This window comes from Acinetobacter sp. ESBL14, from assembly GCF_036668815.1.
GTDB classification, from domain to species: Bacteria; Pseudomonadota; Gammaproteobacteria; order Pseudomonadales; family Moraxellaceae; genus Acinetobacter; species Acinetobacter gyllenbergii.
In genome coordinates, this window is sequence record NZ_JAZEVS010000001.1 from 783,946 (window position 1) to 798,898 (window position 14,953).

The window sequence follows — 14,953 nt, forward strand, 5'->3', positions numbered from 1 at the left end:
CAGTAGATAAGATATTGACATCCCAAATTGAAAAATATGCGACAGGGAAATCGGCAGGAGGCTCAGTTACAGTGGGGTGGGGGTAGGCGTTGGTATTTACGCAAAATATAAAGGAAATGGAGAAAGTACCTTAACAATGGAACGAAAAGTGGGAGTGGGATATGACTATGGTGTATTTGAGGAAGATAAAAAATGGAAATTCAAAACCGGACAAAACAGGTTAATAGAGAATATGTTGAAGCATGTGCTGCTAAAGGTAAATCAAAATATTGTGCAGGTTCACATACAGATAAATGGGATCCTTATCTAAGAAAAGACAAAACTAAATTGGGAACAGCAAAGGGTATTACTATTAGCCAAGGTAAAGAAATGGTGGGTAATCCAAATGGCCCATCTATTATTCATGGGCCTGGGCATACTTGGGATTTAGGCGCGCATGGTTTCCCTTCTACCTATTAAAGGGAAACCAAATTATCTCAACAATTATTTTTCTATATGAGATAATTCTTGAGAGGCTAGAGGATTTCCTGCCTCAGCTGATTTTTTAAACCACATATGGGCTAAAGAAGGATCCTTTTTAACGCCCAATCCCTCTTTATAAATGCGACCAAGATGATATTGTGCGCCATTTTCGCCTTGCTCTGCTGCCGCTAAGAACCATTTTTGTGCTTGTTGATAATTTTGAGTTACTCCATCACCCAATAAATACACGAGGCCTAGGTTATATTGAGCATCAATTTCCCCTTGTTTAGCTGCTTCTGTTAGCCATTTTAAGCCTTCAATTGGGTTTTTTTTAGTCCCTTGTCCATCAAAATACATATTACTTAAATTGTACTGGGCTATAGGATATCCTGCTTGCGCAGATTTTAAGAAATATGAAAGAGCTTTTTGATTGTCTGCTGTAATACCCAATCCATCCTTATATATAGTTCCTAGATTATTTAATGAAGCTATATCACCTTGTGTAGCTGCTTTCTTAAACCAAAGTATAGCTGTTGTATAATCAGGTTTAAGATGTTCACCCTCTATATATAAAAGACCTAAATTATATTGGGCATTAACATTTCCTTGATCTGCTGCTAAAGTGTACCATTTAATAGCTTCTACAATATCTGGCTGAATTTCTTTATAACCATCGGCATATATGACACCCATATTGTATTGTGATTCAGGATCACCTTTTTCAGCTTTAGAGCGTATGTCTTTGATATCAAGATTATTTATGTTACTGTTATTAGAGTGTTGTTTTTCACTAGTCTCATGTGCAGGCGTAGTTGTTTTTGCACATCCTGAATTCAAGACATTTAATAGACAAATAGCCAAAAAAATTCTTTTTAATAACATCTTCTTATCTCAGATAACATAGCTTGAGCTAATTTACTATATATGAGCATTATTTTCTCTATTTACAACATAAAAATAAGATAAACAAAGATTCAATTAATTATTCTTAAACTTAATAAAGTTAAAGCTGACTTGGGACAATCATAACCGTTTGATTCAAAGTAACTTGAATGGAAAAGTGACTCAGTATGGTTATGATGTCTTTAGACGTCGTTTATATAAGAAATCATCAAATCAAGACTTTACCTTATTTGGTTGGGATGGTGATTTGATGATTTGGGAATCAAGTCAAAATTCAGACAAGCCTGAGAGCAGTTACACCAAACATTATGTTTATGAGCCTGACAGCTTTGTACCGTTAATGCAGGCAGGGTATCAGGGTTTTATTCAACTGATAGAAACCCCTGATTATAGTGAATATCTCAACAAGCCTTATTCGGTTTATAAAGATCCGATCTGGAGCAGCGATACACGTAAGAACCGCGCGGCTTTAGAGCAAACTGTTTTTTATCATTGCGATCAGGTGGGAACACCGCAAACACTGAGTAATGCCGTAGGTGAATGTGTTTGGGAAATTACTCAGGATACGTGGGGAACTGCACTCAAGATTCAGATGCTCAATAAGGACAATCCATTTGAGCAGAGTAATCTGAGATTTCAAGGTCAATATTACGATAATGAAACAGGACTGCATTATAACCGTTATCGCTATTATGAGCCGTATAGCGCTAGGTATATGAGTAAAGATCCGATTGGGTTATTTGGTGGCATAAATACTTCTGCTTATGTAAGTGATCCAATTCAATGGGTCGATCCGATGGGGTTGATGGCAGATAAGAAAAATATGAGTGATTATGAAAAGTTCAAACTTTGGAATGATGACTTTAAGGCTAGAAGTGCTAGTATTTCAAATACAAAAAAAGAGACCCATTTAAAGTTACAGAGGGGGTTTCTCCATATATTTTGTATGAAAATAAAAATATACAGAATGACCGAGAATATCGAAGAGATGGTTTTAGAAAGGTAGCTAGTCGAGATGAAGCTAGTAGAAAGCAAAGAGAAAGTGAAGCGCAACAGAGCGCAAAAGTTAAACCTATTACTGAAAAATATTCACGTACTAATGGTTATGGTGTCACTGCCTCCGTTAAAGCAGGGGCTGGTGTAGATATTACAGCTGGAATCGTTGACTCTAAAACAGATGCAGGTACTGTTAAAAAATGTGGATTGGTAAGTTTTTGTCCAGCAGCAGGTCCTATTGTTCAGGCAACAGGTGGGATTCATAAAATATTTAGTGCGGGTGAGTTTAACTCTGGAGTTAGTGCATCTGCCTGTTCAACAGGAACAATTGCTGCTGGGGTAGATGGTGCTGTAAGTAATTGCACCACTTTTTATGATTCAAGTACTATGAGTAAGACGAATCTTGGTTTTAAAAATGGAAATGAGTTATTTGACTCTAGTAACCAAACAACTACTATTGGTGGTGTTTTCGGTGCATCAGCAGGTGTAAATGCAGCACTTTGTCCGCAGATCACAATATGCAGTGCACTTAAGTAATTTTTGAAAACAGGAGTTAGGGGTATGTTCAGAAAAATCGGAATTATTTGTGTTGTTTTGAGTGCAACAGCATGTGCTAATCCTAATAGGGAAAGTAGTAAAGGAATATTAATACCTTGTGAAGTTCAAAATGAATATGGTGCTATCGGTTGTGGAACAGTCCCATTGAGTTTAAAAGAGGATATTAGTCAGAAGTTTACAGAAACTTGTCCTTTAGAGTTTGATGCTAATCCCGATAGGACATTGGCCTGTTTAAACGGAAAAAAGGATAATCCAGTAGAGGCACATAGATTAGGAAATTTAGAGTTCTACGGGAAATATGTAGAACAAGATATTCAAAGTGGTTTAAATCTTATTCAATTTTCGGCTAATCATAAATATCCAGAAGCTATGCTATGGCTTGCAAAGTTTTATGATGCTCAAAAAGAATATAATAAAAGTTTTGCTTTAATTAAAGATGCTGCAGACTTAGGTAATCCTTTGGCAATGTATAGTTTAGGTTTTCGCTATAGTAAAGGAATTGGTGTGCCAGCTAATCAAGAATTAGCATTTAAATGGTTGAATATGTCAAAGGATTATGTCCCTGCATCTTATACAGAAATGGCAACATTATTTTTAAATAATGGTGATGTAAGTAAGTTTATAGAATACAATAAAGAGGCGAGAAGTAAAAAATATTGGTTTGCTGATGTGGAGTTAGCAGTTTTAACTTTAGGGGAAATTGAAGGCTATGAGAGCTACCAAAATTTAAATGAAGCTGAAGATTATGCACAAGAGTTAATAGATAAAAATGTCGCTGTAGGTTATTTTATAAAATCAAAAATTCTAAGTATAAAAGCTAAGGATGAGCCTAATAAAGAAATATGTGAGTTATATAGAAAAGCATTTGAAGGTGGTTATTCATCAGCAGGAATTAACTTAGGGGTAGAGTATTTAAATGGAAACAATTGTGCTGAAGATTTTTCAAAAGCATTTAGTATTTTTAATAACATATATGAAAATACTAATGGAGAGGTAAAGATTTTAGCTGCAGTAAACTTAGGAACTATATATTTGAATGGTTTGGGAGTAAAATCTGATGAACGAAAAGCAAGACAATACTTAGAATATGCTGCTAATCTCGGATATCAACCAGCTAAAGATATGCTAAATAGTTTTTAATCGGCTATTTATGCCAAATTATTAAAGATTCTTCGGAGACTACATGCCAATATTACGATAGCGAGATAGGGTTGTATTATAACTTTTATCGTTATTATGGGTAGTATAGTGCAAGGTATATACGTAAAAAGAGTCGCTAGGGTTAAATGTGGTTTTAGTATATTTAAATGTGTTAGAAATTCTAACCAATTAGTAGATCCTTTAGGGGGAGTTGAATGGAGTGGTTCTTCTTATCAAGTAGTTATCGTGCTTCTGTGGGTTATGTTTTAGGAATGTCAAAAGTAACTTCACAACAATTTGAAGACTGTAGAGTTGAGGCTAAATGTGAAGGTGAGTGGAAGAAAAAAAGGGATGAGGAAATGAAGTGAATGCAACAAATGGGTAAGCGCTACCAAAAAAAACCATATACATTTAAATGTATCTCCGAGTATTCAATGGTTTCCATCAACTTTCTAATTTTTGAATTTAGCAAATGAAATATTCTTATTCTATCTTTTTCATCTTATTAATAGTAAGCGGCTGTGGTAAAGCTACATCACCGAATACGCTTTCTGATTCAGAAAAAATTGTTTCAATGGAGCAAGATTCATATCCAAAAGTTGAGAAATATTCTGAAACTAGTGATAAAGAAAATTATTTAAAACTTTTAGAAACTTCTGCCGAAAGTGGCGATGTAATTGCTCAGAATGAATTGGCTGGATTATATGCATTTGGAGAGGGAGTACCAAAAAATGGAGAAAAATTTATTTATTGGTCTGAGTTAGCTGCATCTAAAGGGTATTCGCTTGCTCAACTTAATTTAGGCACAGCTTATTTTTTAGGAACTAATGGTGTAACTCAAGATTTGGTAAAAGCGGAAAAATGGCTAACACTTGCAGCAAGTAATAATGAGGAAATTGCTAAAAATAATTTGCAGAAAATAAAGAATAAGGAAGTACCAGATGTATCCATACCCGATGATATAAAAAATTTTATGGAGAATGATAAGTAATTTTCGACTTGCTAAAACTGAATTTATCTTTATGGTGGAAATTCTATTTTAACATCCTTATGTATGTAATATTGATAGTTAGTATTGTTTTAATATGGTTTTAATTTGATGATAAAATTTATAAAACTGATGTCTATCTTTGCTTTTAGCATCGGTTTATTTGGATGCAATGATAGTGAAGTACTGGATTTGAAGAGGTTCTCCAATGAGTTATTTGGTAAATATGAGTACGAATATGATATTGATAGAAAAAAGAGCTCGACTCAACTTTTAGTAGTGAAAATAAAAAAACAAGATTTTTCTAGCAAAGATTATGAGGGTGTAAAAAATGATCTAATAAAGAGGAGGTGGGATTTGGTAGACTCTTATAATAGTTATTATAATTTTTGTAAAAATAATTATTATTCGGTAGATATATTGAATCCGATTTATGATAAGCATTATACACGAGGCGGTGAAGAAGTTAATTTTAAAAACAAAGGTTATTGGTATTTTGCACTTTATTATAATAAACTAGGCGTTAATAATTGTATGGAGTATTATAGTAAGTGATTGTTCTTTACTTTGATTCGGCTTGTATGAAAAAAATTGTTATAATCCTCTCGTTTTTGTTAGTCGGGTGTGATAAGGATGTAGAACAAAAAGCCTATATAGATAAAGTAAATCAAGACTTTGTAAATGAGGCTAGTGTCCTTTTTGATGGTAAAGCTGGCGATCTAAAAGGTTACTCATCTTATAGCTCGAATACGGTTTCATATAAAATTAAAGCAGATGAATTTAAGATCAATATATTTTTAAACAAGAAAGATAAGCAACTAAAAGAAATGGGATGGAAGTATCATCAAAAATATAATGAAAGTTATATATTTTGTAGAGATAAAAGACAACTTGAAATTATTGCACCACGAGTTGTTGTGGGTAATAAGGAACTGGTCGAAGGTTCTGTTGCAATGCAATTAAATGATGATTGGCATGTAATATTTTATAAAGCTAAAAATAGAACCTCATATATATGTCATAATTATAAATAGAAGTAGGTATGTCGAATATTTTATTTTTAGGTTGTTTTATAAATAAAAAAGCATTAAGGAAAGCTATTTTTTTAGTTTTTATAGTATATCTTTGTTCTTGCACTAGCGTTGACGAAAATCAACAAGGTAAGTATTTTACACATGTAATTAATCAATACTTTGGGGAATATCAACCAAATGAAAAAATTTGGGTTGATAAGCCAGAAAGTAAATATTCAATTACTAAAATAAAGAAATCAAATCTTTCTTTAAATGATTTTTCTAATATTCGTAAGAAGTTGGAAGTTGATGGTTGGAAACTTATTTCTGATCAAGATAGTTATTATGAGTATTGTTTGGGTAAAAAAATACATATAGGTATACTTTATCCAGTACGACCACATCATTACAACTCTGAAGGGCTTGAAGTTAAATATACAGATATTAATGACTGGTTAGTAGGGTTATCTTATGGAGAAAGTGGAGTGAATCAATGTAGAAAAGATGAGATACCCGTAATTAAATTAGATTAATTTAAAAAGATAGTTTGAACAAGTTTTGAAATTCTGTCTTTAGACATATTCTAATATTTTCTTAGAGATAATGTCAGCATCTATAAAACTATAGAAATAGATTTTTGCTGAGATATAGATACTGGTGCTTCGATTAGTATTTCATTTTTAACTATAGGTTAAATGTTAAGAGTAAATTTATGAGAGTTATTTCAATATTGTTTTTATCTTTTTTGCTGACTACATGTTCAAGTGCTGAGGAAAACAGCAAGATCAATATTTTAATAAAGTAATTGATAACTACTTTGGGGAGTATAGCCCGAAAGAGAAAATTTGGATTAATAAGCCTGTAAATAAGTATGCAACAGCAGAGGTAGAAAAATCAAAAATGTCATTTGGTGATTTTGAAAGTATTCAAAAAAAATTGCAAGATGATGGTTGGGTGCTAATATCAAGTCATGATAGTTTTTTTGAATATTGTTTTGATAAAAAAATATACATGGGTGTGTTGTATCCAATAAATCCAAAACACTATGGTTATGATGGTGAGGAAATAAAATATGAAAATATAGATGAGTGGTCAGTTGGATTGTCATATAGCGAAGCAGGGATTAAGCATTGTATTAAAGATGAAATTCCAGTAATTAAGTTGGACTAAATGTGTTTTAATATTCTAAATGTATGTTTTGTTTTTTAGTATAATGGTTACTTGAGTGAAGAAATTTATTAAAATAAATCTTTTATTGGTTCTTGTTTTGTTTGCTTTATCTTGTACAAGCGAACGCGATAACTCTAAAATTGTGGATTTTGAAGATATCATATCTAAATATTTTAAATCTTATGATCCTGCTTTTGAAGTATCTATTAGGCGCTCTGGAAATCATGCTGGAACAATTTTAATTGATAAGAAAAAACTATCAAAGATAGAAATGAATGATATAAAAAATAAAATAAAATCAGATGGGTGGGGTGAAATAGAGAATTCGGAGAACTATTCGCTGTATTGTCTCGGTCATTATCAGCTTATTGGGATTTTGTATCCTAATGATTTGATTGAGAGAAACAAGAAAGGTGAGGAAATTACTTATGAGGATATAAACTCTTGGAATATAGGGTTGTACTATAACAAAAATGGTGTGAATAGTTGTGAGAGATAGGTTGGATAGCTTTACTTAAGCTAACTAATTTTTTATTTTTTAATCTTATTTTACACCATTACCATAATTATAAGCTTGACCTAAAATAAATTGTCCAGAAAAATTAGCAAACCTAATTAAGAAATTTTGTATGTAGAAATTACTTTTGTCATTGAGAATTTATCATTGGCTAAAATTACCTAACTAGGAATGTAGCTACGAAACCAGTGGTAGAATGTAAGAATTCAATCTATAAATATCCTTCGATCAGGAATCAAAGAGTTGTATCTGAGTATTATGAGATGAAAAAAAGATCTATTACTTTTACTACAGGGTGTGCAATTAGTGCCAATAATTTCTGTTTATCGGCAAATATTGATGAATTAGATACATGGGATTACTTTAGTAAAATAATTATTTATAAAAATTTAGAACAACAAAAATGGTCATGTTTGGACTTGGAGGGGTGGAAAGTTATTTCAGTTGCTTATCAGGACAGAGATGGTCATCCTTCCATTATATCACTTGATCAAGTGAGTGATGTTGGCATATTTCAAAAGAATAATAATGAACATCAAGAGATTAGACATAAAATAGAAGATAAAATTTATGGACAATTTAATCGTATACGTATAATTAACGGTGATTTATATGCTTGTGGTGATGGCAGCCAAGTGTATAAAAATAATCAGAATCAATGGAAGCCTATTGGGTTAGAGTTTATAGAAGCTCCACTTGAAGTAAAAAAAATAGATAGATCATTCTTAGAAGATAAATATGATCTATCATTCGATAGATGTATATATGATATCAATGGATTTGATAATAATAGTATATACATATGTGGAGTGAAGAGTGATGAAGGATTTATTGCATTTTTTAATGGACATGAATGGGTAGAGGCTCAAACACTTACTACATCATTCTTATATGGAATAACATTGTGTCCAGACGAGACCAATGTTTTAATTTCAGGACAATTCGGTACGCTTCTGAAAGGAAATATGTATGAGGGATTCAAGAACTTAAAGGATATACATATAAATTCGACTTTTTATGGTACAGCATTTTATCAAGAAATTATATACATAGCCTCAGAGCAGGGGCTATATAAATACGAAAATTCAGAGTACTCAATTGTTCCTGAATTAAGTGACCTACAAGGAATTATTGCTGTGGAGGAAAAAGAAGGAGCACTTTGGATTCTTAGTCATAAGTATTTGGTTCGGTTTAATGGAAAAACATGGGATAGAATCAATCATCCAGATAATAATGCAATATGATGAATAGTAAAGCCTCGGTTGAAGTGTTGCATGCTTAACTAAAATTACTATGGAATTAGAGAGATATACATAATGTTATCTGATGAGATGCTCAAGTTAATTAATGATCATCTAGTTTTTTTTAATATACGCTTTAGTAATATTAAAGTAGCTAGAAAACCAACCACTGAATTTATAGCTCAATATCAACAAACTTATCCTAACTATTTATTTTATATTTGGGATAATCTAGGTTTTGCTTGTTTTGAAGATGGTGGTTTCTGGTTGGTCAATCCAGCTGACTATATTGACATTTTGAATTTGTGTTTGAAACATACTGATTTTACTAATCATGATGACTTTTATGTGTTTGGTAGGTCAGCATATGGAAATTTGTACGTTATGAATAAAAAAACGAGTTCAAAATTGACAATAGATATCGTAAATTTGAGAATTTATCCAAATATTGATGTACATAGTTCATTCGATGAAATGGATCATGTTAAGACTTTCCTTGCAACGATCGTTACTAGAGCGAAAAATGAAGATATTGATATTTATGATAATAACGAAAATTTTCTTTTTGAACGTTGCTTAGCGAATTTAGGTGAGCTAAAAGACCATGAAATCTATGCGTTCGAACCACCTGCAGTATTAGGTGGGCAGAAAATGCTTGAGAATATGAAAAAAGCAAATCTATTCGAATATATTCCATTTGTAGCTAATTTAGATAATTTTCAAGTGATGTTAGATATTTGCAAAGAATTAGATCGTTTAGAGATTAAACCAATTAATTAAAGTATTACAATGAATTGTGAATAAAATAAAAGTATGAAATCACGACTTTTATTGTCGTAAATTATATTTTATATACTTTAATTCTTCTGATGATAAAATTTATTCTGTTTTATCTGGATTTCTATCGTACTTGTTTTTCCAGAGTAAAAACTCCTTTTCATTTTTTTGTTCTTTATAGGCTATAGCTAAATTATACTGAGCAGTGGCATTACCATCTTCAGCTATTGGTTTGAGTAAGCCAATCGCTTTGTTCAAATCTTTTGATGTGCCTTTAGCATTTGCGTATAAATTTGCTAACTGTATTGATGCTGTTTCATAGTTTTGATCTGAAGACTTTGTGTACCATTCAAAGGCTTTTTTATAATCTTTTTTTACACCATGGCCATAATAATAAGCTTGACCTAAATTAAATTGTCCAGAGGCATTGCCATGGTCCGCTGCTATCCTAAATTTTCGTACTGCTTTGACTGAATCTTGTGGAAAAAGAATACCATTAGCATAATATATGCCAATAAAATTAACAGCCTCATAAGAATCAAATTTTGCTGCCTTTTCGAAAAAATTAAATGCTTTTCGATAATCTTCCTCATTTTTTGCTTTATTAAATTCTATTAATCCTAAGTTATGTATAGATGCAGCATGATTTTGCTTAGCAGCTAAAGTGTACCAAGAGATCGCTTTTTCTTCATTGGTTTCACCATTAAATCCATATTGATAGCTTGCGCCAATATCATTTTGTGCAGTGGGATTTCCTTGATTGGCAAGCTTCAAGAGTATTGGAAAGGCCTTATCATATTGATCATTATCAATAAAGTATTCTGCTTGTTTTAGTTTTTTATTGGTTTCTTCGTCATAGATATATACTTTTTCTGTATTTGAACTAGGGTCTTTGGTGGTATTGCCACAAGAAGCTAAAAAGATAAGAAAAGAAAGAGCGAAAATATTTTTCATCAAAATTGAAAGTATTGCTATAACATATGGTATCTTATTTTATTGTTAATTTATATAATTAACAATAATTAAAAGATATAATAATTGTTCGCTAATGTTTTTCATAAAATATGTCTTGGGCTATAGGACTAAGAATGAAATTTTTGTTTTCTGTATTTGTATTAATGTTAAGTTTGACAGGGTGTGATGTAAAGGCTGGTCAAGCTCATGATAAAAAAATAAGTATAGATTTATCTAAAATAAATGAGGTAATGAAGCGTAATGATGAAAAGGAAAAGAAACAATTCTTTAGCGGATTAGTCATTACAGCTGGAAAAGACGATGCTATCGCTCAAAACTTGATGGGCGTGATATATGAGAATGGATATTTAGATCAAAAAAAAGATATGAACAAAGCAATTTACTGGTATACGCAAGCAGTTAAAAATAATAATGGTTTTGCCGAAAATAATTTAGGGAGTTTATATGCACATGGTATCGGTGTGGAGCAAGATTATAGAAAAGCATATGAATACTATAAAAATGCTATGGAGAAAAATATACCTGAAGCAATAAACTCGATTGGTTTTATGTATTTCAATGGATTCTATCTCAAACAGGATTTAAAGAAAGCATGTGAATATTATCAAAAAGCTGCAGATCTAGGGCATCTACTTGCTCAGGCAAATGTAGCGAACTGCTACTACAATGGTTCAGGTGGAACAAAAAGCCTCAATAAGTATTTTGAATATTCTCTAAAAGCAGCAGAGCAGGGATATGCCCCATCACAATTTAATGTTGCAGCGATGTACAAGAAGGGGGAAGTTATTGATAAGTCAATTGAGAAATCTGTGTATTGGTATAAAAAAGCAATAGAAAACAGTGAACCTCGTGCTGCTTATAATTTGGCATCATTATATGAAAAAGGTGATGGGGTAAAGCAAGATTTTGATCTTGCATATGCTTATTATACTTTAGCAAAAGAGTTTGGATTGGGTGCAGCTCAAAAAAAATTACTGGAACTAGATAGTAAAGTTTTAAATGGGAATATTAGAATTTTAAGAACTGATGAGGGTATTAAAATTGCTGTAGATGACTCTAATCATAAAAGAGGGATTGTGGAAGTTAATGATTTTTTGAATTTAAATAATTAATTTTATTATCTTTTTTAAAATTTTTTAATTTTTTTATAAGTTGTCTTGAGTGCGACCTTTTAATTAGACTTTTATAAATATTTTGGATAGTTGATGCTATGCTCATTAAAAAATTATTAATGATTTATTTAATAATATCTATTGTACTATGGGCTATATTCCATCAATTAGCATCGAGATATGTGAATAAAAATGAAGATTTAAAAAGTATTTTTTATGGTGACTTGTATAAAAACAAAAAAATTAATGTTGCTAATATTGAAACGATAATTTTAGCTATTATTTTTGTTAATACTATTTTCTGGTTTTCATATAAAAATTTAAAAATTTTTTTTGAAGAAAGGAGGTTATTCTATGGCTTAGATTTTAAATCCGCAATGGTGGTGATAGAGCAACATAAAAAATTATGGTCTTATGTTAAGTTATCAATGTTTTTTGGCTTTGTGATAGTTGTAAGCTCATTCATGATGTTTTTTCTTTAAATTTTATACGGTTAAACTTATGAAATATCAATTTTGTTTTATTTTAATTATTGTTGTAGCTGGTGCTTGTAGCTCGAACAATGAGAGAAGTATTTCTAAAGTAGAAGAAAATAAACTCATTTCAAAATATGAAAAAGAAATGAGTCAATCAAATTATAAAGAAGCATATAATACGCTTAACAATTTGATTTATTATAAAAGTGATTTTGCAAAAAATGAAATGGGCTATTTTTATGAAAATGGTCTACATGTCAACAAGGATATGAAGAAAGCAATTAGCTTATATGCTGAAGCGGGCAATAATGATTACACTCCTGCTGTATATAATATAGGTAGATTAAGACTCGAAAGTAATCATGGGGCTGAAGCTTTTTCAATCTTAAAAAAAGCAGCATCTAACGATTATGCCCCAGCAATCAATCTTATAGGTGTTATGTATAACAATGGAGAATATGTTGCGAAAGATTTAAATAAAGCACTTTCTTACTATAGTAAAGCTGCTAGTTTAGGAAATCCAGATGCTCAATTCAATTTGGGGCAAATGTACTTTTATGGTGAGGGAGTGAAGCAGAATTATAAAACATCTTTTTACTGGTACGATGCTTCTGCAAAACAAGATTATGATTTTGCTAAAATTCAGTTAGCTACCTTATATTACAAAGGCTATGGTGTTAAAAGAGATGTTGGGAAAGCTATAGATATTATTCAGGAAATGGCAGAAAATGGCGACACCAATGCAATCTACAATATTAGACTCTATTACAAAGCGGCCGATGATCTTACTGGCTATGAATATTGGGATAAAAAATGCCAGAGTAATATAGCCTGTACAAAAGTTGATTAAGAAAGCTATCCTATAATTATAAATATTTAAGGATTGATTGTTTTGAATTTTCTTTTAATTTTTCTAGAATTTTCTTTATCTACTATTTTATTAAATAGAGATAAAATTGAAGTGTTAGCAGAAGCTAAAGCTTAGTTATGTAAAGCTCATCTTCTTGGAAATATTGAAGCAAAAACTAAGTTTGATGAGCTAAATGATGAAAATTAATTTTATAAGTTGTTGTATTTTATGTTTAATTTTCTGTTAGAGAAAGAAATACCAAAGCACATGAAGATATTACTCATTGTTCTAATGTTTGTTCCTCTGTCAAGTTGTTCTTTATTAGAGGAAAAATCATGCATCCATAATTTTAATAAGCGAGTGGTGGAACTCAGCCATGATATAAAAGTACAGCAAGCAATCCGTCGTATTGATCAGAATATTTTTTGTGGAAACCTAACTTATACTGAGTTCTATAATCACGTAGATGTGTTACTAGAGGATTTGAGTGATACTCAAAAACAAGATTTTTATACAGTTTTATTTTTTGCTGAATTCCATCGCAATGAAAATGGCGGTGAGTATGTTGAATTTTTGAATAAAAATAATATTAATATATATAAACAGTATAAACGAAAAATCAGTGATCAAAATTTATTGGCTAAAATGAAATATACAGATGAAGAGTGGTTGAATATAAAAGCCTTGGGTGAGATGCTTCATTAATGTATTTTATTCGGATTTATTATATAATCTTGAAATTTTAGTTTGATAGCTAAAGTTATAAATTTTTAATTAAATATAAAGGGTATGTTTTGTCTTCTGTAAAATTTTCTTATATTGCTGGTTTTTGGCGTCGATCATTCGCTTTTCTTATTGATTTATTACTGGTAGGAGGTTTCTGCTGGAGTACGATTCGACTTTTATCTAATTTTTTGCATCAATTCCCAGTTATATCTATTTTTATTGGATATTTCTTTGTTGTTTTATATTTTGGTTTGTTAAACAGTCATTTACACTCTGGACAAACTTTTGGCAAACAGCTTTTAAAAATCAGAGTGGCTGACACACATGGGAAAGATCTTGCGGTAATCCCATCATTGCTTCGTTCAGCCATCTTGTTTGCACCATCATGCCTTATATCATTAAGTGGTTATTTTCCGATTTTACTATTATCTGAATTATTCAATCTGTTGTTGGCCTGCTTACAAATTTTGCTTATTTATTTTTATATTTTTAACCGACAAAACCGCCGTTCCATTCATAACTTCGTTGCGGGTTCAATGGTGATTAATTTAAAAAAAGATGATCAAGAACAGCAAGTTCCTGAGATGTGGCCTAAGCATAAGATTTTTGCAGCATTGATTACGTTGGTGGGTTTAGGTATTGGAATTTCGTCTTTCAATTTGTTTGACCGTAATAATACTGTTGAAATTAAAAAGCTTAAGAACAGTCAACCAGAAATTATCCATGTAAAACGGATTTCAGAAACGGAAGAAGAATCAGAGGCTCAACTCATTTTATTCGATGTGCAGATCAATGATCTAACAAAGCTTAATAATTCATTTTTCGCACAAGAGTTCGCAGATCATCTACAGATACTCGAGCCACAGTTAATAAATGACAGCAGTAACATTTCAATTCTTTTGAGCACGCGGCTTCAATTTGGCTTAGCCTCATCAATGGATTTGAATATGTACTCGGTTAAAAAAACGCAGCAAGGATTAAAGGTTGTAGAAGAGATTTCTACTGTAAATTTCTAAACCATAAAAAAGAGCTAAAGCTATCTATTGCAT

General features: G+C 31.3%; 18 protein-coding genes and 2 pseudogenes. 18 read left to right on the top strand and 2 right to left on the bottom strand.

Annotated features, from left to right (window positions below; translation table 11 throughout):
* The first annotated feature begins 192 nt into the window (after positions 1–192).
* Positions 193–459, top strand: coding sequence for a hypothetical protein (locus V6E90_RS03790; RefSeq protein WP_332604542.1), 267 nt, complete (start codon positions 193–195; stop codon positions 457–459).
* A 24-nt stretch (positions 460–483) separates the two neighbouring features.
* Here the strand turns inward: V6E90_RS03790 and V6E90_RS03795 are convergent, their stop codons facing one another.
* Entirely contained in the window at positions 484–1,344 is an 861-nt protein-coding gene (locus tag V6E90_RS03795) for a tetratricopeptide repeat protein (RefSeq protein ID WP_332604543.1), read from the bottom strand.
* A 121-nt stretch (positions 1,345–1,465) separates the two neighbouring features.
* Here V6E90_RS03795 and V6E90_RS03800 point away from each other — a divergent pair.
* The 12 genes and pseudogenes from V6E90_RS03800 to V6E90_RS03855 form a co-directional block, all read left to right on the top strand.
* Positions 1,466–2,177 (top strand): annotated as a pseudogene (locus V6E90_RS03800) (RHS repeat-associated core domain-containing protein); the annotation flags it as partial.
* A 130-nt stretch (positions 2,178–2,307) separates the two neighbouring features.
* A complete protein-coding gene (locus V6E90_RS03805; RefSeq protein ID WP_332604544.1) occupies positions 2,308–2,898 on the top strand; it encodes a hypothetical protein in 591 nt (196 codons plus the stop codon).
* Positions 2,899–2,922: 24 nt separating this feature from the next.
* On the top strand, positions 2,923–4,059 hold the full coding sequence (locus V6E90_RS03810) for a tetratricopeptide repeat protein (RefSeq protein WP_332604545.1): 1,137 nt from the start codon (positions 2,923–2,925) through the stop codon (positions 4,057–4,059).
* Positions 4,060–4,274: 215 nt separating this feature from the next.
* Positions 4,275–4,427 carry a hypothetical protein gene (locus V6E90_RS03815; RefSeq protein ID WP_332604546.1) on the top strand — a complete coding sequence of 51 codons (153 nt, stop codon included), beginning with the start codon at positions 4,275–4,277 and terminating at the stop codon, positions 4,425–4,427.
* Positions 4,428–4,531: 104 nt separating this feature from the next.
* The gene (locus tag V6E90_RS03820) at positions 4,532–5,050 is read left to right on the top strand and encodes a tetratricopeptide repeat protein (protein WP_332604547.1); all 519 of its coding nucleotides are present in this window, start codon (positions 4,532–4,534) and stop codon (positions 5,048–5,050) included.
* Between the two features lie 108 nt (positions 5,051–5,158).
* Positions 5,159–5,602: a hypothetical protein gene (locus V6E90_RS03825; RefSeq protein WP_442881243.1), complete on the top strand. Its 444-nt coding sequence runs from the start codon at positions 5,159–5,161 to the stop codon at positions 5,600–5,602.
* A gap of 26 nt (positions 5,603–5,628) precedes the next feature.
* Positions 5,629–6,081: a hypothetical protein gene (locus V6E90_RS03830; protein ID WP_332604548.1), complete on the top strand. Its 453-nt coding sequence runs from the start codon at positions 5,629–5,631 to the stop codon at positions 6,079–6,081.
* An 8-nt stretch (positions 6,082–6,089) separates the two neighbouring features.
* Positions 6,090–6,593: a hypothetical protein gene (locus V6E90_RS03835; RefSeq protein ID WP_332604549.1), complete on the top strand. Its 504-nt coding sequence runs from the start codon at positions 6,090–6,092 to the stop codon at positions 6,591–6,593.
* A 179-nt stretch (positions 6,594–6,772) separates the two neighbouring features.
* Positions 6,773–7,230, top strand: a pseudogene (locus V6E90_RS03840) (hypothetical protein).
* A gap of 55 nt (positions 7,231–7,285) precedes the next feature.
* A complete protein-coding gene (locus tag V6E90_RS03845) occupies positions 7,286–7,729 on the top strand; it encodes a hypothetical protein (RefSeq protein WP_332604550.1) in 444 nt (147 codons plus the stop codon).
* Positions 7,730–8,010: 281 nt separating this feature from the next.
* Positions 8,011–8,991: a hypothetical protein gene (locus tag V6E90_RS03850; protein ID WP_332604552.1), complete on the top strand. Its 981-nt coding sequence runs from the start codon at positions 8,011–8,013 to the stop codon at positions 8,989–8,991.
* 72 nt (positions 8,992–9,063) lie between these two features.
* Entirely contained in the window at positions 9,064–9,768 is a 705-nt protein-coding gene (locus V6E90_RS03855) for a GAD-like domain-containing protein (protein ID WP_332604553.1), read from the top strand.
* Between the two features lie 99 nt (positions 9,769–9,867).
* Here V6E90_RS03855 and V6E90_RS03860 read toward each other — a convergent pair whose 3' ends face one another.
* Positions 9,868–10,719, bottom strand: coding sequence for a tetratricopeptide repeat protein (locus tag V6E90_RS03860; RefSeq protein WP_332604554.1), 852 nt, complete (start codon positions 10,717–10,719; stop codon positions 9,868–9,870).
* 134 nt (positions 10,720–10,853) lie between these two features.
* Between V6E90_RS03860 and V6E90_RS03865 the strand changes: the two genes are divergently transcribed.
* The 5 genes from V6E90_RS03865 (at position 10,854) to V6E90_RS03885 (ending at position 14,920) form a co-directional block, all read left to right on the top strand.
* Entirely contained in the window at positions 10,854–11,852 is a 999-nt protein-coding gene (locus V6E90_RS03865; RefSeq protein ID WP_332604555.1) for a tetratricopeptide repeat protein, read from the top strand.
* Positions 11,853–11,950: 98 nt separating this feature from the next.
* A complete protein-coding gene (locus V6E90_RS03870) occupies positions 11,951–12,334 on the top strand; it encodes a hypothetical protein (protein WP_332604556.1) in 384 nt (127 codons plus the stop codon).
* A 19-nt stretch (positions 12,335–12,353) separates the two neighbouring features.
* Positions 12,354–13,178, top strand: a complete 825-nt coding sequence (locus V6E90_RS03875; RefSeq protein ID WP_332604557.1) for a tetratricopeptide repeat protein — start codon at positions 12,354–12,356, stop codon at positions 13,176–13,178.
* 267 nt (positions 13,179–13,445) lie between these two features.
* Positions 13,446–13,883, top strand: coding sequence for a hypothetical protein (locus tag V6E90_RS03880; protein WP_332604559.1), 438 nt, complete (start codon positions 13,446–13,448; stop codon positions 13,881–13,883).
* 89 nt (positions 13,884–13,972) lie between these two features.
* Positions 13,973–14,920, top strand: coding sequence for an RDD family protein (locus V6E90_RS03885; protein ID WP_332604561.1), 948 nt, complete (start codon positions 13,973–13,975; stop codon positions 14,918–14,920).
* The last annotated feature ends 33 nt before the right edge of the window (positions 14,921–14,953 follow it).

Bases quoted from the DNA above. Each gene is read 5' to 3' on its own strand.
- V6E90_RS03790 (WP_332604542.1), top strand. From the start codon at position 193: ATGGAAATTCAAAACCGGACAAAACAGGTTAATAGAGAATATGTTGAA.
- V6E90_RS03795 (WP_332604543.1), bottom strand. From the start codon at position 1,344: ATGTTATTAAAAAGAATTTTTTTGGCTATTTGTCTATTAAATGTCTTG.
- V6E90_RS03810 (WP_332604545.1), top strand. From the start codon at position 2,923: ATGTTCAGAAAAATCGGAATTATTTGTGTTGTTTTGAGTGCAACAGCA.
- V6E90_RS03815 (WP_332604546.1), top strand. From the start codon at position 4,275: ATGGAGTGGTTCTTCTTATCAAGTAGTTATCGTGCTTCTGTGGGTTAT.
- V6E90_RS03820 (WP_332604547.1), top strand. From the start codon at position 4,532: ATGAAATATTCTTATTCTATCTTTTTCATCTTATTAATAGTAAGCGGC.
- V6E90_RS03825 (WP_442881243.1), top strand. From the start codon at position 5,159: ATGATAAAATTTATAAAACTGATGTCTATCTTTGCTTTTAGCATCGGT.
- V6E90_RS03830 (WP_332604548.1), top strand. From the start codon at position 5,629: ATGAAAAAAATTGTTATAATCCTCTCGTTTTTGTTAGTCGGGTGTGAT.
- V6E90_RS03835 (WP_332604549.1), top strand. From the start codon at position 6,090: ATGTCGAATATTTTATTTTTAGGTTGTTTTATAAATAAAAAAGCATTA.
- V6E90_RS03850 (WP_332604552.1), top strand. From the start codon at position 8,011: ATGAAAAAAAGATCTATTACTTTTACTACAGGGTGTGCAATTAGTGCC.
- V6E90_RS03855 (WP_332604553.1), top strand. From the start codon at position 9,064: ATGTTATCTGATGAGATGCTCAAGTTAATTAATGATCATCTAGTTTTT.
- V6E90_RS03860 (WP_332604554.1), bottom strand. From the start codon at position 10,719: ATGAAAAATATTTTCGCTCTTTCTTTTCTTATCTTTTTAGCTTCTTGT.
- V6E90_RS03865 (WP_332604555.1), top strand. From the start codon at position 10,854: ATGAAATTTTTGTTTTCTGTATTTGTATTAATGTTAAGTTTGACAGGG.
- V6E90_RS03870 (WP_332604556.1), top strand. From the start codon at position 11,951: ATGCTCATTAAAAAATTATTAATGATTTATTTAATAATATCTATTGTA.
- V6E90_RS03875 (WP_332604557.1), top strand. From the start codon at position 12,354: ATGAAATATCAATTTTGTTTTATTTTAATTATTGTTGTAGCTGGTGCT.
- V6E90_RS03880 (WP_332604559.1), top strand. From the start codon at position 13,446: ATGAAGATATTACTCATTGTTCTAATGTTTGTTCCTCTGTCAAGTTGT.